This is a genomic window from Kitasatospora sp. NPDC056731 (genome assembly GCF_040687675.1).
GTDB lineage: Bacteria > Actinomycetota > Actinomycetes > Streptomycetales > Streptomycetaceae > Kitasatospora.
In genome coordinates this window covers 18,081-43,423 of sequence record NZ_JBFBNR010000001.1, presented here as the reverse complement: position 1 = coordinate 43,423, position 25,343 = coordinate 18,081, and the positions used below count along the sequence as shown (strand labels likewise).

The following is a 25,343-nucleotide window of genomic DNA, read 5'->3' as shown; positions in this document are numbered from 1 at the left end:
GCCACGAGTGCCGGAACGCGCACCGCGCGCCCTCCGGCACTCGGCCGACCGGATGAAGCCGGCCGGACGAAGCCCCCCGGCCCCCGGCTCACTGCACGGTGAAGTCCGCCATCATCGCCATGTCCTCGTGCTCCAGGTTGTGGCAGTGCATCATGTACGTCCCCTGGTAGTCGGTGAAGCGCACCAGGACCTCGACCGCCTCGGCCGGGCGCAGGTCGACGGTGTCCTTCCAGCCGCCGTCGTACGGGCCCGGGTCGCGGCCGTTGCGACTGAGCACCTGGAACTGGTTGAGGTGGACGTGGACGGGGTGGTGCAGGTCGGAGGTGAAGCGCCACCGCTCGGTGCTGCCGAGGGCGGGCCGGGCGAGGTCGCGGCCGGGCCGGTACAGGTCGCCGTTGATGGTCCAGCCGTAGCTGCCGCTGCGCCGGAAGATGAACTTGCGGGTGACGTCGACGGCGGAGGCGTCCAGTTCCTCGATCGCGGACAGCTTGTCGGGCACGGTCGAGTCGTCGCCGACCTTCTTGCCGGAGACGTCGAAGCGCATCACCTCCGCCGTACGGCCGCTGCCGAAGAGGTTGAGCAGGCGCACCGAGGTGCCCGGGGCGTAGCGGGAGAAGTCGACGACGATGTCGAAGCGCTCGGCGGGGGCGATCTCCAGCACGTCGTGGGCGATCGGGGCGGCGAGCAGGCCGCCGTCGGAGCCGATCTGGACGAGGGCGTCGCCGCCGGAGGGCTGCGGGTCGAGCCGGAGCCGGTAGGGGCGGGCGTTGGAGGCGTTGAGCAGGCGCAGCCGGTAGCGGGCGCGGTCGACGTCGAGGCGGGGCCAGGGGGCGCCGTTGACGAGGATGACGTCGCCGAGGACGCCGTTCATGTAGTCGTCGGTGACGCCGGGCGAGGCGAGGTCCTCGTCGATGGCGGGGTAGCGGAAGGAGCCGTCCTCGGTGAAGGAGCGGTCGGCGAGCATCAGCGGGAGGTCGCGGTCGCCGCGCGGCAGCGGCAGGGCGCTCTCCTCGTCGTCGTGGACGAGGTGGAAGCCGGCCAGGCCGCGCCAGACGCCGGGGCCGGTGAAGCCCATCCGGTGGTCGTGGTACCAGAGGGTGGCGGCGCGCTGCTTGCCCGGGTAGGTGTGGGTGCGCTCGCCCTCGGCGGTGCGCCCGGCCTCGTGGCCCATCCCCGCCATGCCGGGCATGTCGGACATCCCCGGCATGCCCGCCGCCCCCTGGCCCGCGCCGGAGGAGCCGACCGGCAGCAGCAGGTCGACGGGGTAGCCGTCGCTGTCGGCCGGGGTGTGGCCGCCGTGCAGGTGGACCACGGACGGCACCGGCAGCTCGTTGCGGTGCTTGACCACCGCCGCCCGGCCGGACCGGGTGACCACCGTCGGCCCGGGGAAGGTGCCGCCGTACGTCCAGGCCTCGGTCCTGACGCCGGGCAGGATCTCCAGCTCGGCGACCCGCTGGGTGATCTCGTAGTAGTCGGCCGTCGCGTCGGTGCGCACCGGCTGGAGCACCGCGGGCACCGGCAGCGGCACCTGGAACGGCTCGGGCAGGTCGAGGCCGCTGCTGAGCAGCCGGCCGGGGTGGCCCTCGGCGAACAGCCGGGCGGCGGCTGGGCCGGCGACGGCGGCCAGCGCGCCCGCGCCGAAGACGGAGGCGCCGACGCCCAGGAACCGTCGACGGTTCACTTGGACACCTCCAGCGGCGCGCCGGGGCGCGGCAGGCGTCCGCTGCCGTCCGGCTCGGGCAGGTGGTCCGCGCGGGCGGGCAGCGGCAGCCGCCAGGCGCCGACCAGCCCGAACAGGACCCCGCTGACCAGCAGCACCCCGAGGGTGACGTGCACGCTGATCGACCGCGCGTAGCCGGCGGCGATCTGGCCGACGACGGCGACGGTCAGCACGGCGGTGGTCCACAGCGGCCAGAGCGGGCCGCGGCCGGGCCGACGCACCAGCGCGGCCGCCGCCAGTTGGCAGAGGACCACGGTGGCCAGCGTCATCGCGTTGCCCTCGTGGTCCTTGAGGGACTCGTAGGTGCCGTTGAGGAAGCTGCCGGCCAGCATGACCTGGAGCAGGGCCAGGACCGCCAGGGTGGTCGCGGTGATGCGCAGCAGGATCAGCGGCCAGCGGGGCGCGGCGGCCGCGGGAGGACTGCTCATGTCGGGCTACTCTCTGCTTCGGCGGGTCGGGCGGGTCCGACGGGGCGGGCGAGAGCGTAGCTGATCCGACATCACGATCAGCTCCAATAAAGGGGTTTGGACTTTCCCGGCTACCCCATTGCGCCTACTCGGCCCGGCTTTTGTCACCCGTACGAGCGAGGCTCTGGGGTGGCCGTCCAGCGATCCTCAAGCCGGTACCGTGACCAGCCCGAAGGGCCCCTTCCGGCGGTACCGGACGGGGCCCTTCGGGCATTCACGGGCCTCGGCTACTGCCGGGCGGCGCCCAGCGCCACCGGGCGGGTGCGCAGCAGGGCCCGGGCGGGCAGCCCGGTCGCGCCGAGGCAGAGCAGGACGGCTCCGGCGGCCAGCGGCAGGGCGAGCGCCGGCGGGATGTACGGGGAGGAGTTGGCGACGCCCCGGGCGATCGGGACGAGGGCGATCCAGGCGATCCCCCCGCCGATCACCAGGCCGGTCGCGGCGACCAGCAGCGCCTCCCAGCGCATCATGCCGCGCACCTGGCGCCGGGTGGTGCCGGCCAGTCGGAGCAGGGCGACCTCGCGGCGCCGGTCGAGGACGGTCATCACCAGGGTGTTGACGGCGGTGACGGCGGCGAACCCGCCGAGCACGCCGGCCATCACGGTGTTGGCCCAGGCGTTCAGCTCCATCATCTTGTCGGACTGGGCGACGAATCCGGCCCGGTCGGTCACGGTCGCCCCGCCGGGGCCCGCGAGGCCCGCCAGCGCGGCCGCCACCGCCGTACGGTCGGCGCCCGGCGCGTCGGCGACCAGCACCTGGCTGTCGTACCCGGCGGTGACGTGCCCGGCGACGACCGCCCGGGGCAGCAGCACCTGGCCGAAGCCGAGCCCGCGGTCGTAGACGGCGACCACGGCGGGCTGCACCGGGGTGCCGTCGCCGAGCCGCAGCGGCACCCGGTCGCCGACCTTGACGTCCAGGGCGCCGGCCAGCGTGGCGTCCAGGGCGACGGTGTCGGCGGCGCGGCCCAGGTCGGCGAGCGAACCGCTGCGCACGCCCAGGTCGAGCACCCGGGACAGCCGGGCCGGGTCGCCGTCGACGCCCAGCGCGGTGGCGGAGCTGAGCTGCATGTCGTGGGTGTACACGACGGCGGTGCGCAGCACGCCGACCGCGGCGTCCACACCGGGCACCTTGGCGGCCCGGCCGGCGGTACCCGCGGGCAGGCCGGGGCCGGTGGAGCCGATCACGTGGTCGGCGACGATGCCGTCCCGCACGTTCGCGCCGGTCGCGTGGCTGATGGTGCTCTGGAGGAACAGCAGGGTGCCGCAGAAGGCGGTGACCAGCACGATCGGGGTGATCGCGGAGGCCAGCCGGCGGGCGTTGGCGCGGGTGTTGTCGGCGGCCAGCGAGCCGGGGGCACCGCCGGCCCGCAGCGGGGCGCCGAGCACCGCGGCGGCGACCCGCGCCACCCAGGGGCCGAGCAGCGCGACGGCCAGCATGAAGCACATGACCACGCCGAGCGCGGTGTTGGCGGCGTTGATGCCGTCCAGGGCGGCCGCGAAGGCGGCGGCCGCCACGCCGCCGGCGGCGAAGAGCAGCCCGAAGACGGTCCGCACCTTGCCGGGGTGGCCCGGTTCGACGGCGGCCGCGCCGAGCGCCTGACCGGGGCGCAGCTTGGCGGGGCGGCGGGCGGCCAGGAAGCCGGCGGTCAGCGCGGCGAGGGTGCAGATGAGGACGGCGGCGAGCATCGGCAGCGGGCCGACGTCCAGCCGCACGCCCTGCGGCACGGCGCCGCGCGAGGTCAGTTCGTCGAACCACCAGCGGGCCAGGGCCAGTCCGGGCAGGATGCCGAGTGCCCCGGCGACCGGCGCGACCAGCATCGCCTCGGTGGCGATGGTGCGGCGGATCTGCCGCGGGGTGGCGCCGATGGCACGCAGCAGGGCGAACTCGCGGGCGCGCTGGCCGGTGGCCAGGGCGACGGTGCTCATCACGACGAAGATCGCGGTCATGGTGGCGTAGCCGCCGAAGCTGCCGCCGAGCCCCATCAGCAGGGTGCGGGCCTCGCCGATGGCGGGCTGTTCGACGGTGCCGCGGCCGTCGCCGGTGAAGACCTTGGCGCCGCCGTTCTCCGCCTTGGCCTCCAGGCCGATGGCCTGGGTGCCGGCGGCCTTGGCGTCCGCTGCCTGGGTGCCCGCGGCCTTGGTGTCCACGGCCTTGGTGCCGGGGGCCTGGGCGTCGAGGGCCTGGCGGACCTGCGCGACCAACGCGGCGCGGTCCACGCCCTCGCGCGGCTGGACGGCGATCGCGTCGATCCGGCCGGGGTGGCCGGAGAGGCGGTCGGCGGTGGCGTCGGCGAACCAGGCGGTGGGGCCGGCCGACTGGGCGGCGGCCAGGCCGGAGACCCGGTAGTCGCCGGTGCCGCCGGGGGCGGTGAGGGTGAGCTTCGCGCCGGGCGCGAGGTGGGCGGCGCGCGCCGTGTCGGCGTCCAGCACCACCTCGTCGGCGCCGGGCGCACGGCCCTCGACCAGTTGGTCGGCCGGGCCGGCGATGCCGAGCGCGGCGAAGCCCCGGCCGGTCAGGGCGGGGGTGCCGGCGCCGGCCGGCAGCGGGAAGGCGCTGTCCGGGCGGGCGGCGGCGACCCCGGGCAGTGCGGCGATCCGGCCCACCAGGGCGGCGTCCGTCCGGGCCCGCTCGGGGGTGGTCTGCTCCCTGGTCTCGGTGTCGCGGCCGACCTTGGCGGTGATCCGCACCATCGGGTCGGCCGCGACCACCACCGGGGCGCCCGCGTAGCGCTGCGGTGCGACGCTCGCGGTCAGTCCGGTCTGCAGCAGCACGCCGCAGGCCACCACCACGGCGGCGCCCAGCAGCAGGGCGACCAGGGTGCCCACGAAGGAGGCGGGTCGAAAGCGCACCGAGGCGCGCGCCAGTCCGTTGCTCATGCCCCTGCCCCGTTCCACTCGTCGATCGGTCCACGCCGCCCGTTCACGCCGCGACCCCCACCGGGCGGGCGGTGAGCGAGACCATCCGGTCGGCGACGGCCTGCGCCTGCGGGTGGTGCAGCTCGTCGACGAGCGCGCCGCCGGCCAGGAACAGCGCCCGGTCGGCGAACGAGGCCGCCACCGGGTCGTGGGTCACCATGACCACCGTCGCGCCCAGGTCGTCCACGGCGCGCCGCAGCAGGCCCAGCACCTCGTGCGCGGTGCGGGTGTCCAGCGCGCCGGTCGGCTCGTCGGCGAACACCACGTCCGGGTCGGTGATCAGCGCGCGGGCGATCGCCACCCGCTGCTGCTGGCCGCCGGAGAGCTGGCCGGGCCGCCGCTTGGCGTGCTCGCCGAGGCCGACCTGGGCCAGCAGCTCCCGGGCCCGGGCGCGGTCCTGGCGCTCGCCCGCCAGCCGCTGCGGGAGCAGCACGTTCTGCTCCACCGTCAGCGAGGGCAGCAGGTTGAAGGACTGGAAGATGAAGCCGATCCGGCTGCGGCGCAGCTTGGTGAGCCGGTCCTCGCTCAGCCGGGTGATGTCCTCGCCGCCGAGGCGGATCTCCCCCTGGTCGGGCTTGTCCAGACCCGCCGCGCACTGCAGGAAGGTCGACTTGCCGGAGCCGGACGGGCCCATCACGGCGGTGAAGCTGCCCCGGGCCAGCGCCAGGTCGATCCCGCGCAGCGCGTGCACGGTCTCGGCGCCGCGGCCGTAGGTGCGGCGCACCCCGCGCAGCTCGATCGCCGGACGGGCGCCCTGCTCGGGGTACGGGCCGCCGCCGTACGCCCCCGTCGCGTACGGTCCGGCGGCGTGCGGCCCGGCGGCGTACGGCTCGGTCGATGGGCGGTCGTGGCGGCGTGCCATGGGTGGGCCTTCCTTCGGGGATCGTCGGTGGTCGTCGACGGGTTCCACGTTAGAAAAGGCCAGGCCGGCGGACCATGGAGGCCGCTGGCGGACCGGGGGTGGGGATATCCCCACCCCCCTCCGGGGGCCTGCGGGCCGGCGCCGGGCGGGCTCACACCGGGTCGGCGGCGATCTCCCCGTAGGCGGTGGCGAGTTCGGCGAGCACGGGGTGCGCCGGGTCGAAGGCCGTACCGTCGACCGCGGCCAGCGGCCGGACGCCGACACCCGCGTTCACCGCGAACGCCGCCGTGAAGCGGCCCAGCCCGGACGCGTCCACCCGCTCGCGCGACTGCGGCCCGCCGTACGCGCCGGCCAGCAGCGCGGCGGTCACCCCGGGCAGGCTCGGGCCGTCCGGCCAGACCAGTCGGCGGCCGTCGAGGAAGCCGACGTTCCAGGTGGCGCCCTCGACCACCCCGCCGCCGTCCGGCTCCACCAGCAACACGTCGTCGTAGCCGTCGAGTTGGGCCCGCCTGCGGTGGTGGACCAGGCCGAACAGGCCGACGTGCTTCACCTCCGGCAGATCCCGCCGATACCCGACCGTGCGCACCCGCAACGGGGCCGGCGCGGCCACCGCCGCCGGGCGGGTGGTCAGCAGCAGCCGGGGCGCCGCCGGGCCGCCGGGGCGCTCCAGGCCGAGCTCCGGGTCGTACACCGTCACCCGGACGATCACCGGCGCGCCGTCGGCGGGCAGCACCGCGCGGATCCGCTCCCGTACCGCCGCCCGGTCCAACTCGGCGGCGAACAGCACCCGGCAGTCCCGGACCAGCCGGTCCAGGTGCAGCGCCAGGCCCCGGACCCGGCCCGCCTCGACGCGCAGGGTGGTGAAGTGCCCGTAGTTCAGCAGCCCCAGTGCGGCCAGCCGCGCCGGGTCGGCCGGCGCGCCGTCGATCTCGATCTCAGCCATCCCCCGAGTCTGCCAGCCCCGGCGCGGCCGCCACCGGGGCCTCCGCCCTCGGCGCCGGGGGCGGGGTCGGCGCTTCGGACGCCGCCACCGCCGGGCGGTACGGGCTGACCACCTGGCGGCCCGCCGCCAGGGCCAGCTGCTCGAAGTGCTCGATCTTGTAGGCCAGCCCCTCCGGCTCCCCGGCGTCCGACCACCGCCACGCCTCCGCCCACCACTGCGGGCCGCGCACCAGCGGCCGGCCCGCGAGCGCCAGATGCAGCGCCAGCGTCGAACGCGCGTACTCGTGCACCCAGCCGTCGGCCGCCCGGTAGTCGGGCGTCTCGTCCAGCCGCAGCCAGCGGCCCTCGCAGCCGGCGGCGAGCATCGGCACCCAGCCCCAGCCCCGGTCCGCGACCAGCAGGTGCAGCCAGCCGCCCTCCTCGCACACCCGGTACGGCGGGAGCTGCGGCATCCGGGCCAGGGCCAGCGAACGCTTCCAGCCGACCACCCAGAGGCCGCGGCGCAGGTAGTAGCGGACGGCGTGCTGCCAGGACCAGTGCGCCTCCAGCCGGAAGCCGGGCAGGCCCTCCGCGGCGGCCGCCGCGTACACCTCGTCCAGCGCCCCGGCGGCCAGCCCCCGGCCGCGCACCTCCGGAATCAAGTAGAGGGAGGAGACGGCCAGTTGGCCGGGCCCCTTGGTCCAGTTGTCCACCGCCACCGTGCCGGCCACGGCGCCGCCCTCGTCCAGCACCCAGTAGCGGCGCCGGTAGAGCTCGCCGCCGGGCCACTCCCGGCCGCTCTCCCCCAGCCGCTCGCGCCACCGGCGCTCGGCCTCCGGCGTCAGCGCGTCCGGGGCCACCAGCTCCCCCAGCTCACCCTCCACCAGGGACGCCAAGTCCCAGAGGGCGAACCGCCGTTCGTCCCCCTCGGCGACCGCCCGCAGCCGCGGCCCCGCCGCCAGCCGGTCCTGCGCCCGCTCCACTGCCGCATCCCACGACCTCACCACGCCGACACGATAGCGGGAGCGCGGACACTTTCCGTAATCTAGCGAACACCGAACGTCAGATCGGATGCGAAGGTCTCCGGGCGAAGGCCCCGACGGATGGTAGGGGAAACCCGACCAGAGGACTCGACCTGACCGTGATGACCAGGCTGACCTGCGACGATGCAATGAACGGGTGATGAATCGGCACGACTCCCCGGACCCGCGACCGCTGCCGGCCGGCCCTGGTGCCGATCCCTTCTCCGACACCGAACCGAGGTCTCACCCGCCCATGGGCAGCACACTCATCGTCACCAACGACTTCCCGCCCCGCCAAGGCGGCATCGAAACCTTCGTCCACGCCCTGGCCACCCGGCTGCCCCACTCCGACGTCGTGGTCTACACCTCCGCCGAACCGGGCGCCGACCGGCACGACGCCGCTCTCCCCTTCCCGGTGATCCGCGACCGGGCCCGCACCCTGCTGCCCACCGCCCGGGCCACCCGCCGCGCCGCCGAGATCGCCCGCGCCCACGGCTGCGACCGGGTCTGGTTCGGCGCCGCCGCCCCGCTCGCCGCGATGGCCCCCGGCCTGCTGCGCCAGGCCGACGGCATCCGCCGCACCGTCGCCACCACCCACGGCCACGAGATCTGGTGGGCCCGTACCCCCGGCGCCCGCCGCCTGCTGCGCCGGATAGGCCGCAGCGTCGACGTCGTCACCTACCTCGGCGAGTACACCCGCGCCCGGATCGCCCCCGCCCTCGGCCCGGACGCCCAACTGGCGCGCCTCGTCCCCGGCGTGGACCCGGACCGCTTCCGGCCCGGCGTCGGGGGCGCCACGCGGGCCCGCACCGGGCCGGTGATCCTCTGCGTCGCCCGGCTCGTCCCGCGCAAGGGGCAGGACGTCCTGATCCGCGCCCTGCCGGCGATCCGCCGGGCCGTCCCCGGCACCGTCCTCGTCCTCGTCGGCCAGGGCCCGTACGAGGACCGCCTGCGCGCGCTCGCCCACCGGTGCACCGAGCCCGGCAGCGTCGAATTCGCCGGCGGTCTCGACCACGCGGCCACCGCCGCCCACTACGCCGAGGCCGACGTCTTCGCCATGCCGTGCCGCACCCGCCGGGCCGGCCTCGAAGCCGAAGGCCTCGGCATCGTCTACCTCGAAGCGGCCGCCGCCGCCCTGCCCGTCGTCGCCGGCCGCTCCGGCGGCGCCCCCGACACCGTCCTCGACGGCGTCACCGGCACCGTCGTCGACGGGCGCGACCCGGCGGACGTGGCCGCCGCCCTCACCCGTCTCCTCCTCGCCCCGCCTGCGGACCGCGCCCGGATGGGCACCGCCGGCCGCGACTGGGCCACCACCCACTGGTCCTGGACCGCCTCCGCCCACCGCCTCGCCCGCCTGCTCGACCCCACCCGGTCCGTCACCGGCGCTCCCGCCGAACTCTCGTGACACTTTCGGACGCGCCAACGTCGTTTTATTCAAGGGGAGTTCGAATAAGAATGACACTCACTCACCGGCATGCGGGCGGTCATCATTCCAGGGGGGGCGAAGGCTGTCGAATGCGCCCGCAGGATGCGCCTTCAGCGCGCGAAGTCCCTTACGCGCAGCAGGCGCACCCTTTTTCATCATATGAATATTTGCCTTCCGTTTTTCAATCTGACCAAACCGTGGAAACCCCAGGAGCAGAGCCGAAATCACGAGGAGGTGGGCACCATGGTGGAGGTCGAACGATTGCTGGCCGACTGCCTCCAGGACGCTCGCGACACTCCGTGGGGAACGGTACCGGTCGATTCCGCGGGCCCCGAATACGAGGCCGCGCGCCGCGCGTTCCTGGCGGCCGGGCTGTCCGCGCTGCGCGACGACAGGCCCGAGGACGGCTGGGTGCAGATCAACCTCGCGCCGGGCCCGGCCACTTGGCACCGGACGTACCGCGCCGTCGCGGACACGGCCCGCGACCTGATCGCCGCCGGCGCGGCGCGCTCCTTCTTCTTCATGCACAAACCGCCCGGGCTGCGGGTCCGGTTCGAGGCGGGCCGGTCCGATGTCGGGGCACTGCGCGAGGAGCTGACGCGCCGTTTCCGCGCGGTGGACGGACAGTCGCAACCGCCGCTGTGCGGACGGTACGAGCCGGAGACCTACCTCTTCGGCGGCCCGCGATCGATGCGGCACGTCCACGACCTGTTCACGGTGGACTCCCTGGCCTGGCTCGATCACCATGACACCGTCGCGGCGCCGGGCCGACCGGAGGCCGTCGCGGACTGGCGGTTGTCCCTGTACCTCCTCGGTGAACTCCTCGACGGCCTCGGCATCGTCGGCTGGGAGCACCGCGGGGTCTGGCAGGTGCTCCAGGACGACGCCGGCCGCAGGCTGGGCACCGACCCGGACGAGGACACCCGGCGCGCCGCCGCGGGCATCCTCGCGGCCTGGCGGGCCGGCGGGCAGAGCCTGCTCGCTCCGCTGCCGCCGCACCGGCGGGCGGCGGTCGAGGTGCACGGGGACGCCGTGCGCCGGGCCGCCGAGGGCTGGCGCACCGGCTACTTCGAGTCCGGCGAGGCGGTGATCGGCCCGCGCCGCGCCGCCGCCCACTACGTCGTCTTCCACTGGAACCGGGGGCGGTTCTCCCTGGCCCGGCAGAGCCTGCTGACCCACGCGCTCACCGGTGACGGGAGGTCCTGACGTGGACGAGGACCGGGAACTGGGCGCCGCGGCACTGCTCCGCGTGGCTGGCATGCCCTTGGCCGCGTGGGCGGCGGCGGGCAACCCGGAGCTGTTCGCACAGGTCTCCGACCACGCCCGGCAGGACGAACGGCGGGCGCAGCACGCCCGCCAACTGGCCGAGCAGCTGGGCACCTTGGTCGTGCCGCACCCCGCCCTCACCGCCGCCGACCGCCGCGCCGTGCTGGCCGTGCGCCGTCGGCTGCACTCCGGCGCCGCACCGGGCCCGGCCGACTGCGGGCTGCTGGGGCGGCTGCCCGCCGCCCACGGCCTCGTCGCGGACGCCGCACGGCTGTCCGGCGAAGCCGAGTCGGCGGCCGTCGCCCTGCGGCGACTGGAGGCCGCGGTGGCGGCCGAGCGCGAGCGCGTGGGCGCTCTGGGCTGGTCCCTGGTGTGCGCGTCGCCCGTCATGCGGGCCTTCCTGGACGAAGTGGAACCCGGAGCCGCCGCAGACGTGGCCGGCCGGCTGGCCGCGGGCGAGTCCTGGAGCGGGAAGCGGCTGCGCAAACGGGCGGCGTACGTGTGGCGGGCGCTCGGTCGGGCCGCGGCGAAGACCACCCCGCGCGGCTGGGTCGGCCAGGTCACCCTGCTGCCGGTCACCCCGGCGGGCGCGAACGGCGACGGGAACGGTGGCGGAAGCGGTAGTGGGAACGGCGGCTGGGCCGACGGCCCCCTGCTGCGGCTCGTCCCGCCCGGTACGGCCCTCGGCGAGGTGGCGGCCGAGGCCGTGGAGAACGTCCACGGGGTGCGGGCCCGGCTCGGCGCCCTGGACCTGCGGGCGGCGGACCCGGCCACGGTGCTGGCCCTGACTCCGCTGCACTTCCCCCAGCCGGCGGGCACCGCGCCGGGCGCCGGTGTCCTGCGCTGCTGGGTGACCGACCCGCACGACCGCGCCCGGTTGCGGCAGGTCGACCTGCGACGCTCCCTCCCCCTGGATCATGTGCTGGCTCAACTGGCCGACGGCCCGCGCCCGTTGGGCGACCTCGAAGCGGCTCTGCTGGGCACGGCGGCGACCGGGGCGGCGGCTTCCGCTCCCACGGTGCTGCGCGGCTTCCTCGCGCACCTGCTCGGACTCGGTGTGCTCCAGGCCTGTGCGGCCCCGCGCCGCCGCACCACGGGCTGGCTCGCCGCCGAGGACGTCCGCGCACGCGGCACCCTTCCGCAGCCGGCACCGGCACCGCCTCCAGCACCCGCACCGAGCGCCGATTCCGCCATACCCGCGCCCATACCCGCACCCGCGTCGGCGCTCCGTACCACCGGCTCCGCTGCCCCCGCCGACGACTCCCGGCCGTGGTTCACCGATTCCTACCGCACCATAGCCTCGGCCGTCTCCGGAGCGGCCGCCCGCCAGGTGCAGCAGGGCCTCGGCATCGCCGCCCGCGTGGCGTGGCTGCGGGAAGCCGACCGGCTCGCGGGGCCGGACCCGCACCGGCTGCCGGCCGAGCTCGCGGAGCTCACCGAACGGCCGTGCCCGCTCGGCGAGATCCTCGCGCGCCACCTGCCCGACGGCAGCTGCCCGCCGCCACCGCCGAAGCCCCCGCGCCGGTACGCGGGCTGGCACCCCGCCGAGACCTCCGGTTCCGGTTACGCGAGGCTGCTGGCCCACCTGTCCGCCCGGGCCGGCGGCGGACCGGTGGACCTGGACGACGACCTGCTGGACACCCTCGGGGCGCCCCCGGCCGCGACCGCGCTGCCGCCCTGGCCCCTGGACTGCCTGCTGCGTCCGCTGCCAGGCCCCGGTCCGGTCGCGGTCCTGGAGACCGCCTCACCGGCGGGCGTACTGGACGCCCGGTTCGCCGACGCGCTCCACACCCTGCACGGAGGCTACGACAACCTCCGCAGCTACCGGGCCTTCCTCGCCTCCGTCGAGCGGCTGTCCGGGGCGCGCTTCGTCGAACTGCTGGTGCCGCCGCTGGCCGGGCGCGCCGCCAACGCCGTACGGCGGCCGGTCATCACCGGCTGGTGGACGGGGGATCCCGATCCCCTGCCGTACCAGGGAGCCGACGGCCTGACGGCCCGCTACCTGCCGCTGGAGCGCATCACCCTGCGACGGGTCGGCCCGCGGATCATCGCCGAGGCCGACGGGTGCCGGCTGCTGCCCGTCCACCACGCCACCCGTACGCCCCTGCCGCCATACGACGTCCTGGTCCGGCTGCTGCTGGCCGCCGGCCACCCGGCGGGCTCGCGCCTGATCCGCCTGGACGGCCTGGCCGAGGCGTTCCCCGACACGGACCGACTGCCCCGGGTGACCGTCGGCGGCGGCGCCCTGGTCATCAGCCCCGCGGTCTGGCGCGTGCCGGCGGCCCAGCTGTGGCGGCCCGGCGACGGCGACCTGACCAAGGTGCGCGCCCTCGCCGCCCTCGGGCGCTGCGCCGGGCTGCCGCGCTTCGCGTTCGTCCGGGCCGTACCCCAGCCGAAACCGGTGCCCGTGGACTTCGCGGCGTTGACCGCGGTCCCGCTGCTGGAGCGGATCTGCGCGCGCCACCCCGGTGCGGACCTGCTGGTCGAGGAGATGCTCCCCGACCCGGGCGGCCTGCTGCTCCACGACCCCGTGCACGGCGGTGCCGGCGTCGCCGCCCAACTGCTGCTCAGACTTCCGTTCGACCAGGGCGCCGAGGAACTCGCGGAGCCCGCCGCCGCCGCACTGCGCGGCGAACCCGACGTCCCCGGTGCGCCCGCCCCTCGCGGGCGGGCCACCGGGGCGGTCTCCACCCATCACCGCTCCTGAAGGAGGACAACCATGCCCGACATCACGGCGCTCACCGACCTCGACGCCCTCATCGGCGACCTGGACGCGCGCATCACCGAGACCACCCTGCCGACCCCCGAGGCCAGCAGCGGCGGCTGCAGCGGCGTCTGCACCGTCCTGATCTGCGACACGGTGCTGCTCTGTAGCGGCCTGTTCTGCTGATCTCCCGTCAGGCCGTCCGAGGGCACGCCCTCGGACGGCCACCCGGACAGCGGCCCCTGACGGCCGCCACCACCGGCACTCCGCCCGGCCCCTCCAGGCCGGGCGGAGTGCCGACCCGTCGTTCCCGAGGAGCCACCGTGCCGCAGCACACCGCGAACGCCGCGAACACCGCGAACACCGCGAACACCGAGAGCACCGAGAGCACCGGCACCGCCGTCACCGGACTCGCCGTCCGGCTCCTCGACGCCTGGTCCGCCCGGCCCCGCGAGAGCCCGGCGGGCGCCGAGCACCCCTCCGATCCGGGCATCCCCGTCCTGGCGTCCCTGCTGCACGCCTGCGGAGGGCCGGAGGGCGAACGGTCCGCGGCCCGTGCCGTGGCGGTGTGGGCCCGCACCGCCGGCCAGGGGCCGGGCCACTGCGGGCTCTACGACGGCGGACTGGCCGGAACGCTGGCGGGCCTGCGCCTGGGAGCCATGGTCCACCCGGACTTGCACCGGGCCGCCGACCGGCTCCGCGACCACCTGGTCCGCACCGCGCCGGCCCTCGACTGGCGGTGCGAGCAGGTCGCCTTCCCGGACTACGACCTCATCGTCGGCCCCTCCGGCACCCTGCTCGCCCTGACCACGGGCACCCGCCCGACACCGGCCCAACTCGGCCCGTACGCCGACCACCTGGCCCGGCTGTGCGACACCGACGAGCTGTCCCGGCTGCGGACGGGGCAGTACGCCGGCCACCCGCACCTGGGCTGGCTCGACGGCCGGATCAACACCGGCACGGGCCACGGCGCCGCAGGAGTCGTCGCCGCACTCACCGCAGCCGTACGCCACCTCGGACCGCACCCCGGCCTGACGCCCGCCCTGCGCCGCGCGACCGGGTGGCTGATGCGGCAGTCCTTCGACGACGCCCGCTCCATCCGCACCTGGGACGGCGCCGGGCTCGACGGCCCGCCGCCCGCCGGAGCGCGCGCCCGCCAGGCCTGGTGCTACGGCACACCCGGAGTGTCCTGGGCACTGTGGGACGCGGCCGACGCCACGGGCGACCGGGAGACGGCGGCCTGGGCCGCAGCGGCCTTCGGCACGCTCGCCGAACGGTACGACGAGCGGTTCCACCTCTTCGGCGACCGCGCGAGCGACCTGCTGGCCCTGTGCCACGGCGCCTCGGGCGTGCTGGCAGTGGCCGACGCCTTCGCCCACCACGCGGGCCTGCCCGCCGCGGCCGCGCTGAGGGCCCGCCTGCTCGCCCACCTGAGGGCCCGCCTGCCCGAGGTGGAGGCCCTGGGCGCGGAGGGGATGGGCCTGCTCGGGGGCGCGGCCGGCCCGCTGTGCGCCCTGCTCACCGCGGGCCACGACGCCTCCCGGGCCTGGCTGCCCTGTCTCGGTCTGCGCTGAGCCGCCGACGCCCGGCCCGGTGCAGGACGCGCCCTACGCCGCCCTACGCCGCCCGGAGGTGGGCGAGGACGGCGAGGACGCGGCGGTTGCCCTCGGTGGGGTCGAGGTCGAGCTTCATGAAGATGTTGCCGCAGTGTTTGACCACCGAGGCCTCGGTGATGGTGAGCCGGGTGGCGATCGCCTGGTTGTTGAGGCCCTCGGCCATGAGGGCGAGGACTTCGCGTTCGCGGGGGGTCAGCCGGGTGAGAGGGCGGTCGGCGGACTGCTGGCGCAGCAGGACGCGGACCACGTCGGGGTCGATGACGGTCTCGCCGGCGGCGACCCGGCGCAGGGCGTCGAGGAAGTCGGCGACGTCGCCGACGCGGTCCTTCAGGAGGTAGCCGAGGCCGGCGGGTTGGGCGCCGGCGGCGGCGAGCAGGCGGGTCGCGTACGGGGTGGCGACGTACTGGGAGAGCACCAGGACGGGCAGGCCCGGGTGGCGTTCGCGCAGGTCGAGGGCGGCGCGCAGGCCCTCGTCGGAGAAGTCGGGCGGCATCCGGACGTCGGTGATGACGGCGTCGGGCCGTTCGGTGTCGACGGCGGCGGCGAGGGCGCGGGCGTCGCCGACGGCGGCGGTCACCCGGTGGCCGCCGAGGGTGAGGAGTTCGACGAGTCCGGCGCGCAGCAGGACGGCGTCCTCCGCGATCACGACCCGGAGCACGGGACCTCCAGCCGCAGCGTGGTCGGGCCGCCCGTCGGGCTGGTCACCATGAGCCGTCCTTTCAGGAGTGCCACCCGGTCGGCGAGTCCGCGCAGGCCGGCCCCGGCGGCCGGGTCCGCCCCGCCGTGGCCGTCGTCGGTCACCTGGAGCACCAGGCGGCCGTCGACGATGCGCCCGCTGACGGTGATCGCGGCGGCGCCGCTGTGCTTGGCGGCGTTGGTGAGCGCTTCGGTGACGGTGAAGTAGGCGGTGGTCTCGACGGGGGCGGGCAGCCGGCCGGGGAGGTCGAAGTCGGACCGGACCGGGATGGGGTGGCGCAGCGCGACCTCGGCGACAGCGGCGGCGAGGCCGTGGTCGGTGAGCACCTGGGGGTGGATGCCGCGGACCAGGCCGCGCAGTTGTTCCAGGGCCTGCCGGGCTTCGCCGCGCGCCCGGGCGACCAGGGCGGTGGCCCGGTCGCCGGACCGGGCGCTGCCGTCGCGCAGCGCGTGGTCGGCGAGGCCGAGGGTCATGCTGAGCGCGACGAGCTGCTGTTGGGCGCCGTCGTGCAGGTCGCGTTCGATGCGGCGGCGTTCGGCTTCGAAGGCGTCGGCGAGCCGGGCCCGGGAGCGGGTGAGTTCGAGGACCTGGCGGCCGGTGTCCTCCTCGCGGGGCCCGAGCAGGAGGCGGGCGAGGGCCACCTGGGCGGTGGTCAGCAGGGCGCCGGCGTAGGCGCAGAGGAGGAGCCCGGCGAGCCCGGCGGCACTGAACGGCAGGGCGGCGAGCGGCCCGGGCACCGCCCGGCCGGGGATGATCATGACGGTTTCGGGGGCCAGCGCCCAGACGATCACCGGGGAGGCGACCAGGGCGGCGCAGAACAGCAGCGCGGCGGTGAAGCCGAGCGCGGCGGCGGCGAGAGCCGTGGCGGTGAGCGCGGTGTGGGCCAGTTCGCGCCAGGTGGCGCGCTCGCGCAGGCGGGTCCGCAGCCTCGCGCGGCGGCCGGCGCCGGGCAGCGGGCGGTGCGGGTCGGGCAGCGGTGCCGGTTCGACCAGCCGCAGCCGTCGGCGTTCGAGGGCGGCGGCGGGGATGCCCGCAAGGGCCAGGGCGAGGAGGACCGGCAGTCCGACCCCGACCACGGACAGGCCCAGCCCGAGCACCAGCAGCACCGCCAGGGCGGCCAGCAGCAGCGGGCCGAGCAGCGCGCCGCCGAGCAGGTACGCCCAGCAGCGCGGCACCCACGGGGTGACGGGAAAACGCAGCGGGTGGGCTCGCAGCGCGGCCCAGACGGCCGTCGGCTGCTGCTCCTCCTCGTTCACCCGGTCACTCTAACGAACCCTCTGACCAGGCCTCGGGGCGTCGGGCGTGGAGGCGGCGGAGCCGGCCGGGCGGGGTGCGGGCCGGGGGCGGGTCAGGGCGACGGCGGCGATCACCAGGACGCCGCCGGCCAGGGCGTTCCAGCCGACGGGTTCGGCGAGGAAGGCCGCGCCGAGGGCCGTGGACCACAGCGGCATGACGTAGGTGACGGCGGAGGCCACCGCGGTACCGGCCGTGCGGACCAGCCCGAGGTTGAGCAGGTACGCGAGGCCGGTGCCGACCGCGCCCAGCACCAGCAGGGCGCCGGCCGCGCCCGCCCCCGGCCAGTGCGGGGCGCCCGCGGCGAACGGCGCGATGGCGGCCAGCTCGGCGGTGGCGCAGGCGATCTGGACGGCGGAGAGGGTGACCACCGACTCCGGCCGGCCGGAGAGGAAGCGGCGCAGATAAGCGAAGCCCGCGCCGTAGCAGCAGGCGGCGGCCAGGCAGGCGAGGCCGCCGGCGGCCTCGCCGGAGCCGATGCCGCGCCAGACCCCGAGCACGGTGAGCACGCCGACGAAGCCGAGGGCGAGTCCGGAGAGCCGGCGGGCGCCGGGGCGGCGCTCCTCGGCGACGGTGAGGACGGTGAACAGCAGGGTGAACAGCGGGGTGGTCGCGTTCATCACCCCGGCGAGGACGGAGCTGACCCGGGTCTCGCCGAACGAGAACAGCGTGAACGGCACGGTGTTGAGGAGCACCGCGACCACCGCGGAGTGCCCCCAGAGCGCGCGGTCGCGGGGGACGCGCTCGTGGCGCAGCACGAGGATCGTCCACAGCATGACCGCCCCGAGGGCGCAGCGCCACAGCGCCACCCACAGCGGCGGCACCCCCGCCTCCACCGCCACCTTGATCAGCGCGAAGCTCGCGCCCCAGATCGCCGACAGCGCCACGAAGCCCGGCAACCAGCGCCGCACCCGGACCACCTCCATCTTCGTCCCGTTGGTTCCGTGTCGGGTTCCGTCCAGGGTCCAGTCTCGGGGCCCACCTCGGGTCCCGCCTGGGGTCCCGCCTCGGGTCCCGTCTGGACAGAGGGTGGCCCGGCAGCAGAGCATGAGTCCAACAAGTGGCAGTGCCGGATGGATGAGGAAGTCTCATGGCCTCGGAGGTCAACCTGGCCCAGCTGAGGGCACTGGTCGCGGTCGCCGAGACCGGGGGGTTCGGCGCGGCCGCCGACGAACTGGGCATCAGCCAGTCCGCCGTCTCGCACGCCGTCGCCGCGCTGGAGCGGACCCTCGGCGCGCCCGTCCTGCTGCGCGGCACCCCCGCCCGGCCCACTCCCCTGGGCGAGCAGATCCTCCCGCACGCCCGTACCGCCGTGGCCTCCGCCGCCGCCGTGCGCGCCATCGCCACCCGGCACTCCGGCGGCCCCGTCGGCACCGTCCGGCTCGCCGCGCCGACCACCGTCTGCCAGGCGCTGCTGCCCGGGCTCCTCCGAGACTGGAAGGCCGCCTACCCGCAGGTCACCGTCCGGGTCTTCGAGGGCGAGGACGACGAGCTCGCCACCTGGCTGGAGGCGGGCACCGTCGACGCCGCCGTCCTGGTCGACCCCGGGCCGCTCCCACCCGGGGCGGTCGCGCTCGGGGCCGACTCCATGCACGCGCTGCTGCGCCGCGACCACCCGCTCGCCGGACAGGAGGCCATCCACGTCGCCGACCTGGAGGACGACGACTTCCTGCTCTCCGAGGGCGGCTGTGAACGGCACATCCGCGAGGCCTTCCGCCGGGCCGGCACCCGCTTCACCCCCCGGCACCGCATCCGCGACCTCAACACGCTCATCGGCATGGTGCACGCGGGCGTCGGGGTCTCGGTGATGCCCGCGCTGGCGCTGACCATGCTCCCGGCCGACTGCGTGCTCGTCCCGATCCGGCCGGCCGTCCACCGCACGCTCACGCTCACCGGGCCGACCAGCCGGCCGTGGTCGCCGGCGGTCGGCGGGCTACTGGCGGCGGTGCGTGCCGCGCAGGGGGCGGTGGGCGCCGCGCAGAGGGCGGGCACCGGGGTCCGCGTGGCGGCGCGCGCCTGACGGAGAGCCCGTTCGGCGCCCGGTCCACCGCCGGCGCCGGGCCCCGGCTTGACCATTTCGGGGTTGACCGCCCTTCCCCGACAGGTCTATACCAGTGACAGCCTTCGGCAACTACCCCCTGCCAAAGGCCCATTCGGTCTGCGCGCCACCCCCACCTCCGGCGTGAGCAGCCCCTCCCCCACTGCCGTCCCGCCTGGAAAGGCCCTCGATGGAACGCGCACTTCCCCCACACCCCGCCCCCCGGAACCCGCGCCGCCGCCCGCGCCGGGTCGCCGCCGCCGTGGCCGGGGTGCTCGGCCTGGTCGCCGGCGGTGTCGCCGCGCTCGCGAACACCGGCTCCGCCGCCGCCGACACCACGACCGGCCTCGGCAGCAACTGGTACGCCTCGGCGCCCTACCTGATGCCCGAGGACAACAGCCCGCCGGACGCCGCGGCGGTGATGGACGCCACCGGGCAGAAGGCCTTCCAGCTGGCGTTCATCCTGGCCCAGGGCAGCAGCTGTTCACCGGCCTGGGGCGGCACCTCCTCGATCGACACCGACACCACCATGCCCGGCGTCATCCAGACCATCCGCGGCAAGGGCGGGGACGTCTCGGTGTCGGTCGGCGGGTACGGCGGCACCAAGCTCGGCCAGGTCTGCGGCACGCCGGAGGCGACCGCCGCCGGGTACCAGAAGGTGATCACCAAGTACCAGTTGAAGGCGATCGACTTCGACCTGGAGGAGCCGGAGTACGAGAACACCGCGGCGATCCACAACGAGATCGGCGCCGCCCGGATCCTCCAGCAGAACAACCCCGGCCTCTACATCTCGATCACCACCGCCGGGACCAACGCGGGGACGGGCTGGTTCGGCACCCAGATGCTGAACGAGGCCAAGTCGCAGGGCTTCACGCCGAACAACTACTCGATCATGCCGTTCGACGGCGGGTTCAACGGCGCGGCCGCGCAGACCGACGCGCTGGTGAAGTTCAACCAGATCCTCCAGACCACCTTCGGCTGGTCCGAGGCGACGGCCTACGCCCACGAGGGCGTGTCGATGATGAACGGCCGCACCGACGCCGCCGAGTACTTCCGGCAGGCGGACTTCCAGGCCGTGCTGGACTTCGCCACCGCGCACAACCTGGCCCGGTACACCTACTGGTCGGTCAACCGGGACCGACAGTGCACGGGCCCGGTGGACCCGGGGCTGTCCGGCTCCTGCTCCAGCGTGGCGCAGAACGACTGGGACTTCACCAAGTACACCGTGAAGTTCGCCGGGGCGACGCCGCCCACCACCCCGCCCACCACGCCGCCGACGACTCCCCCGACCACCCCCGGGGCCTGCACCGACCCGGCGTGGAGCGCCGCCACCACGTACACCAGCGGCAGCAAGGTCTCGTACGGCGGCCACAAGTACCACGCCAAGTGGTGGACGCTGAACGAGGTGCCGAGCGCCAGCGGCCAGTGGGGCGTCTGGGGCGACGACGGCCCCTGCTGACACGGGCTGACGGGCCGACAGGCCGACGCCTGGGGCCCGGGGATCTGCGCACCCCGGGCCCCCGGCAGGCCAGTTCGCGGCCGTGGTCAGTTCGCGGCCGTGAACCGCTCCCGCAGTTCGGCCAGCACCTGCGCCGCCTCCGGGAGGCCGGCGGCCTCGCAACGGGCGATGCCTGCGGCCAGCCGAGCAGCGGCCGCCCCGGTACGGCCGAGGTCGGCGCCCTCGATCAGCGCGGCCAGCCGGACGGCCTCGGCCCGGGACGTCCCGGCCCGCTCGTCGCCGCCCTCGTAGACCGCGATCGCCCGCTCGACCTCGGCCAGCGCCTCCTCGTGGCGCTCGGCCATGGCCAGGCAGCGCGCCCGCTCGTAGTGCGAACCGCCGCGCAGGTACCAGGGGTTGTACTCCTGGCCGGCCTGCCCGGCGTGCTCCCCGGCGGCGTCCGCCTCGGCCAGCCGGGCCAGCGCCGACGCCAGCCCCTCCGGGCCCTCGGCGTGCATGGTCAGCCGGGCGAACTCCCTGAGCGTCGCGGCCAGTTGGTCCACCTGGGGGGCCTGGGTGTGGGCCGCGAGGGCGCGGTCGAGGGCGGCCTTCGCAGCCTCCCAGCGGTCCGCCCGGGCCAGTGCCAGCGCGGCCTCGCAGGCGACCATGGTGTGGGTTTCCTGCTCCTCCCAGCCGGCGACGACGTCGGCCAGCCGCAGGTACTCCTCGGCGGCGTCCCGGTGCTCGTCCAGTTCGGTGAGGCCCCGGGCGAGGTCCAGCCGGGCCTGCGCGAGCATCCGCACGTCCAGCTCCGACGCGGCGGCGTCCAGCAGCACCGACTCCAGCACCGCGACGGCGTCGGCCGTGCGGTCGGCGGCACGCAGCACGTCGGCCAGCTGGAGGCGGGCCTGCGCGGCGTCCTCCGCCGCCTCCCGGCCCTTGCGGTCGAAGCGCGCGGCCGCCTCGGTGAGCGCCCGGACCGCACCGCCGCGGTCCCCGGCCCCCATGGCCGCGTGGCCGAGCATCAGGTAGGTGGGCGCGTACGGGTAGGAGTCGTCGCCCCAGCGGGCGGCCTCGGCGAGCGCCCGGTGGAACACCTCGACGGCCTCGGCGGGCTCGCCGCCCTGCAACAGCACCTGGCCCAGCAGGCCGAGCACCCGCGGGGTGTGCCAGGGCAGTTCGGCCGCGTCCAACTGGGCGAGCACCTCGCGCAGTTCGGTGGTGGCCTCGGCCAGCCGGCCCTGCCGGGCGGCCGCGTCGGCCAGGTACTGGCGGGAGGTGGCCGCGCGGCGGGCGGAGCCCAGCTCCACGGCGGTGCGGTGGTAGCCGCCGGCCGCCGCCTCGAAGCGCTCGACGGCCTCGGCGGGCGGCTCGGGCAGCGCCTCGACCAGGTCGTGGTGGGCGGCGTAGGCGCGGACCTGCCACACGATCAGGTGGTCGTCGTCGGCCATCGCGCCGGCGGCCCGCAGCTCCTCGGCCCGGCGCAGCACCTCGTCCAGCGCCGGCCAGTCGGCCACCGCGCCCTCGACGTCGCCGAGTTCCACGATCAGCGCGCGGGCCCGGGCCATCAGGGCCTGGCCGGGCAGCCCGGCCTGCTCGAACAGCTCGGCGGCGGCCAGCAGCCCGGCCCGGCCGTCGGCGTGCTCGTCCCGCTCCAGCGCCTGGTGGGCCCGCTGCTCGGCGAGTTCGGCGCGCAGCCGCCCGGGGCTGCCGACCGCGGTGCCCTCGGGGTGGGCGAAGCCGTCGGCGGCGGCGCGTTCGGCGATCCGCCGCCAGAGCCGGTCGGCGTCCGGGTGCCCGACGAGCTCCAGCTCGCGGGCCCGGACCACCAGGGCGGTGAAGTCCTCCGGCTCCGGCTCGACGGCCCGGCGCGGTGCGGGCGCGAGGGCCGGGGCGGCGGCCAGCTCGGGCGCGGCGGCGGCGCGCACGCCGAGGGCCAGCGGCTCGGCCAGCAGCGGCTCGCGGGCCAGCCGGGCGCGCCGGTCGGCGCCGACCGCGTCGGTGCCGTTGCGGGCGTCGAAGCGGGCGGCGAGCGCGTCGGCCTCGGCGCGCACGTGGGCGAGCAGGGTGTCCGCCGTCCAGGAGGTGCCGGGCGGGCCGCTGACGGCGAGCCCGCCGTGGCCGCCCCGGGCCAGGACGGCGAGCAGCACCTCGACGCCGGTGAGGAAGGACAGCAGCGCGGACGGCTCCCCGGCCACTGCGAACAGGTCGCGGTTCTCGGCGAGCAGTTCCAGGCCGCGCGGCTCGTTGCCGGACAGCGCGCAGAACTCGACGTGGCGGCCGACGGCGTGCGCCATCGAGGCCTTGCCGCGCGCGGCGCGGTAGCCGGTCAGGTGGCTGGAGCGGGCCTCGTCCAGCCGGCCCCGGCGCAGCAGCGGGAGCAGGGCGGCGGCCTGGCTGAGGGCGGGCTCCTGCTCGCAGCTGCTCCGGCCGTCGAGGACCGGCTGCAGGACGTCCAGCGCCCGGGCGTCGTCGCCGGCGTCCGCGAAGTGTTCGGCGCGCGCCCGGGTCTCGCAGGCGTGGCAGTCGCTCAGCTCGGAGCGCGGGCGGGCCGTCCACAGCTCGTAGGCGTCCTGGCGGCCGGTGCCGGTCTGCGCGGCCAGGTGGTAGCGCTGGGCGTAGTACGGCTGCAGGTCGAAACCGGCCGCCCGGTAGCGGTCGCGCAGTTCGGTGTGCCAGCGCCGCAGGGCCGGCAGCGGCACGTCCGGGTTGCCCAGGAGCGCGCCGGCCACCCACTTGAAGCGCCAGAACACCTGCTGGCGGGCCCACTCGCCGAAGCCGTCCGGGTCGGCGTCCCACAGCTTGAGGAGGCGGGCGAAGACGACCGGGCTCTTGCCGCGCTCGCCGTCGTACTCGTACGCCTCCATCAGCTCCAGCAGGGCCATCGAGCGCGCCCCGGTGTCGTCGAACTGCTCGGCGGCGTCGACGAGTTCCTCGGCCGTGACGGTCCGCTGGCGGCCGTACGAGCGGGCGTCGTTCTCGCGCAGCGCGGCCATCACCGCATCGGGGGTGTCCAGCATCAGGCCTCCTTCGGGTCGGTGCGGTCCGGGCCGGCCGACTCGTGGCCGAGCATGGCGTGGTCGAGCAGGCTGATGAACGAGCGGTTGAGCAGGGCGCTCTCGCTGGCCTTGAGCGGGCGGCGGGTCATCAGCACGGCCTGCCCGTACAGCGCCTCGACGGCGGTGACGGCCAGCTCGCGGTTGGTGACCGTCGCGGCGCGGCGCACCAGCGGGTTGAGGTGGTTGAGCACCAGCTGGGCGCGGGGCGCCTCGGCGCGCAGCGAGCCCAGGATGTCCGCCCACAGGCCGTCGGCCTCCTCGGCGAGCTGGGCGCGGCTGCGCTCGTGCCGGGCCTCCCGGTTGTCCAGCAGCAGCGCGGGCGCGTTGGTCGGGTGGAAGCTGCGCAGGGCGACGTCGCAGTCGAAGCGGCCGACCACCTCGCGGGCGACGGCGAGGAAGGCGTTCGCGGCGAGCTCGGCGGCCGGGTCGACGGTGTCCAGGTGCGCGGTGACGGTGCCCGGGTCGAGGTCGGAGACCGAGACGCCGGGGCGGATCTCGGGCAGCCGGTGCACCAGGTCGCGGTCGTAGGTGTAGCCGCCGTTGACCACGCCGAGGCCGGCGGCGCCGGCGATCGGGGCGACCTGGCGGAACTCCTCGACGGTGCGGGTCACCAGCACCACCGGGTGGCTGCGGGTGAACTCGTCCAGGGTGACGTTGCCGTCGGTGGTCTCGAACGGCAGCCACGGCAGCATCATCCGCAGCAACTCGTCGTCGTAACGGGCGAGTTCCTTGACGGCCAGGTGGTGCACGGACAGGAAGCGGTGCAGCAGCGCCGGATCGCTCGCGGACAGGCCGGTCAGCCAGTCCCGGATCCGGACGCCCAGCGCGTCGCGGACGGCGGCCAGCGTCTCGTCCGCGTACAGGCCCTCGCGGGAGGCGGTCGGGCGCAGGCCGTCGGTGTCCACCACGCAGCGGACGAAGAACGCCCAGTCCGGCAGCAGCTCGTCGGCCTGGTCGGACAGCAGCATGCCCTTGAGGTGCACCCGGTGGCCCGAACGGCGGGACGGCGGGGCCGCGTCCGGCAGCACGTAGGCGACGCCGCGCAGGCCGACCAGCGGCAGGTCCAGGTCGATGGTGTCGAGCGGGGCGAAGTCGAAGGCGGCGCGGCAGTACTCGGTCAGCGCGTCGCGCCGGGCCAGCGGCGAGCCGTGCCGCTCGGCCCACGGCGGGGTGCGGTTCACCCGGTGCTCGGTGCCGTTCGCGTCCACCACCGTGACGTCGTGGCGCAGCAGGCTGCCGAAGTCCCGGGCCAGCGCGAGGACGCGGCCCGACCGCGTCCACTCGGCGGCGTCGGCGCGCGGGACCAGTGTCACGGTGGTGCCCGGCTCCGGCTTGGCCGCGGCGGGCAGGGTGCGGATCGTGTAGCGGCCGTCGGAGCCGCCGCGCCACTCGATCACCGGCGCGTCCGGCGTGGCGGCGGAGCGGGTCACCACGGTGATCTCGTCGGCGACCACGAAGCAGGCCAGCAGGCCGATGCCGAACTGGCCGATGAAGTCGCCGCGGGCCTGGGCCAGCCCGGCGCCGTCCAGCCGGCCGTCGGCGTCGCGCTTCGAACTGCGGCCGATGGTGGCGAGGAAGGTGTGGACGTCCGCCTCGGTCAGGCCGACGCCGGTGTCGGTGACGCTCAGCTCGTCGTCGGCGCGCACGACGATCCGGGCCGGCGCCTGCGGGTCGAGGGCGCGGCGGGCGGAGATCGCGTCCACCGCGTTCTGCAGCAGCTCGCGCAGGTACACCCGCGGGCTGGAGTAGAGGTGGTGGGAGAGCAGGTCCACCAGGCCGCGCAGGTCCACCTGGAAGGTGTGCGCGCTCGCCGCGTTGTCGGGCGTCGGGTTCTCGGATGGGGACACCGGGGGCTCTTTCGATCGCGGGGCGGGTGACGGAGGTTCTGGACGGGCCGGGGGC

18 protein-coding genes are annotated in these 25,343 nt (G+C 76.0%); 7 read left to right on the top strand and 11 right to left on the bottom strand.

The window, feature by feature from the left end; genetic code table 11:
* Window positions 1-88: 88 nt before the first annotated feature.
* The 6 genes from AB0R04_RS00150 to AB0R04_RS00125 all read right to left on the bottom strand — a co-directional run bounded on the left by AB0R04_RS00150 (window position 89) and on the right by AB0R04_RS00125 (window position 7,889).
* Window positions 89-1,681, bottom strand: coding sequence for a multicopper oxidase domain-containing protein (locus tag AB0R04_RS00150; protein ID WP_363366682.1), 1,593 nt, complete (start codon window positions 1,679-1,681; stop codon window positions 89-91).
* Window positions 1,678-2,148, bottom strand: a complete 471-nt coding sequence (locus tag AB0R04_RS00145) for a hypothetical protein (protein ID WP_363366680.1) — start codon at window positions 2,146-2,148, stop codon at window positions 1,678-1,680. The genes AB0R04_RS00150 and AB0R04_RS00145 overlap by 4 nt, the downstream gene beginning before the upstream one ends.
* A gap of 266 nt (window positions 2,149-2,414) precedes the next feature.
* Complete coding sequence (locus AB0R04_RS00140) at window positions 2,415-5,060, bottom strand: FtsX-like permease family protein (RefSeq protein ID WP_363366678.1); 2,646 nt, start codon at window positions 5,058-5,060, stop codon at window positions 2,415-2,417.
* Window positions 5,061-5,103: 43 nt separating this feature from the next.
* Complete coding sequence (locus tag AB0R04_RS00135; RefSeq protein ID WP_363366676.1) at window positions 5,104-5,961, bottom strand: ABC transporter ATP-binding protein; 858 nt, start codon at window positions 5,959-5,961, stop codon at window positions 5,104-5,106.
* Between the two features lie 151 nt (window positions 5,962-6,112).
* A complete protein-coding gene (locus tag AB0R04_RS00130) occupies window positions 6,113-6,904 on the bottom strand; it encodes an aminotransferase class IV (RefSeq protein WP_363366674.1) in 792 nt (263 codons plus the stop codon).
* Window positions 6,897-7,889 (bottom strand): GNAT family N-acetyltransferase, encoded by a 993-nt coding sequence (locus tag AB0R04_RS00125; RefSeq protein WP_363366673.1) that lies wholly within the window; start codon window positions 7,887-7,889, stop codon window positions 6,897-6,899. Before AB0R04_RS00125 ends, AB0R04_RS00130 begins: the two co-directional genes overlap by 8 nt.
* 268 nt (window positions 7,890-8,157) lie before the next feature.
* Between AB0R04_RS00125 and AB0R04_RS00120 the strand changes: the two genes are divergently transcribed.
* From AB0R04_RS00120 to AB0R04_RS00100, 5 genes are all read left to right on the top strand, one after another.
* Complete coding sequence (locus AB0R04_RS00120; protein ID WP_363366671.1) at window positions 8,158-9,309, top strand: glycosyltransferase family 4 protein; 1,152 nt, start codon at window positions 8,158-8,160, stop codon at window positions 9,307-9,309.
* Between the two features lie 264 nt (window positions 9,310-9,573).
* On the top strand, window positions 9,574-10,536 hold the full coding sequence (locus tag AB0R04_RS00115) for a thiopeptide-type bacteriocin biosynthesis protein (RefSeq protein WP_363366669.1): 963 nt from the start codon (window positions 9,574-9,576) through the stop codon (window positions 10,534-10,536).
* A gap of 1 nt (window position 10,537) precedes the next feature.
* A complete protein-coding gene (locus tag AB0R04_RS00110) occupies window positions 10,538-13,303 on the top strand; it encodes a lantibiotic dehydratase (protein ID WP_363366667.1) in 2,766 nt (921 codons plus the stop codon).
* A gap of 12 nt (window positions 13,304-13,315) precedes the next feature.
* The gene (locus AB0R04_RS00105; protein ID WP_350883108.1) at window positions 13,316-13,486 is read left to right on the top strand and encodes a hypothetical protein; all 171 of its coding nucleotides are present in this window, start codon (window positions 13,316-13,318) and stop codon (window positions 13,484-13,486) included.
* Window positions 13,487-13,623: 137 nt separating this feature from the next.
* Window positions 13,624-14,874, top strand: a complete 1,251-nt coding sequence (locus tag AB0R04_RS00100; RefSeq protein WP_363366666.1) for a lanthionine synthetase LanC family protein — start codon at window positions 13,624-13,626, stop codon at window positions 14,872-14,874.
* A 43-nt stretch (window positions 14,875-14,917) separates the two neighbouring features.
* Here the strand turns inward: AB0R04_RS00100 and AB0R04_RS00095 are convergent, their stop codons facing one another.
* Genes AB0R04_RS00095 through AB0R04_RS00085 form a run of 3 tightly spaced genes read right to left on the bottom strand, consistent with a single transcriptional unit; the run spans window position 14,918 to window position 17,817 of the window.
* Window positions 14,918-15,574 carry a response regulator transcription factor gene (locus tag AB0R04_RS00095; RefSeq protein ID WP_063349752.1) on the bottom strand — a complete coding sequence of 219 codons (657 nt, stop codon included), beginning with the start codon at window positions 15,572-15,574 and terminating at the stop codon, window positions 14,918-14,920.
* A complete protein-coding gene (locus AB0R04_RS00090; protein WP_363366664.1) occupies window positions 15,559-16,869 on the bottom strand; it encodes a sensor domain-containing protein in 1,311 nt (436 codons plus the stop codon). Before AB0R04_RS00090 ends, AB0R04_RS00095 begins: the two co-directional genes overlap by 16 nt.
* Before the next feature lie 9 nt (window positions 16,870-16,878).
* Complete coding sequence (locus tag AB0R04_RS00085; protein ID WP_363366662.1) at window positions 16,879-17,817, bottom strand: DMT family transporter; 939 nt, start codon at window positions 17,815-17,817, stop codon at window positions 16,879-16,881.
* Between the two features lie 179 nt (window positions 17,818-17,996).
* Here AB0R04_RS00085 and AB0R04_RS00080 point away from each other — a divergent pair, with 179 nt between their 5' ends.
* The gene (locus tag AB0R04_RS00080) at window positions 17,997-18,926 is read left to right on the top strand and encodes a LysR family transcriptional regulator (RefSeq protein ID WP_363366660.1); all 930 of its coding nucleotides are present in this window, start codon (window positions 17,997-17,999) and stop codon (window positions 18,924-18,926) included.
* A gap of 208 nt (window positions 18,927-19,134) precedes the next feature.
* The gene (locus AB0R04_RS00075) at window positions 19,135-20,403 is read left to right on the top strand and encodes a carbohydrate-binding protein (RefSeq protein ID WP_363366659.1); all 1,269 of its coding nucleotides are present in this window, start codon (window positions 19,135-19,137) and stop codon (window positions 20,401-20,403) included.
* Window positions 20,404-20,489: 86 nt separating this feature from the next.
* Here AB0R04_RS00075 and AB0R04_RS00070 read toward each other — a convergent pair whose 3' ends face one another.
* Both AB0R04_RS00070 and AB0R04_RS00065 read right to left on the bottom strand, forming a co-directional pair.
* Window positions 20,490-23,402 carry a hypothetical protein gene (locus AB0R04_RS00070; RefSeq protein ID WP_363366657.1) on the bottom strand — a complete coding sequence of 971 codons (2,913 nt, stop codon included), beginning with the start codon at window positions 23,400-23,402 and terminating at the stop codon, window positions 20,490-20,492.
* Window positions 23,402-25,288 (bottom strand): HSP90 family protein, encoded by a 1,887-nt coding sequence (locus AB0R04_RS00065; RefSeq protein WP_363366655.1) that lies wholly within the window; start codon window positions 25,286-25,288, stop codon window positions 23,402-23,404. Before AB0R04_RS00065 ends, AB0R04_RS00070 begins: the two co-directional genes overlap by 1 nt.
* Window positions 25,289-25,343: the final 55 nt, after the last annotated feature.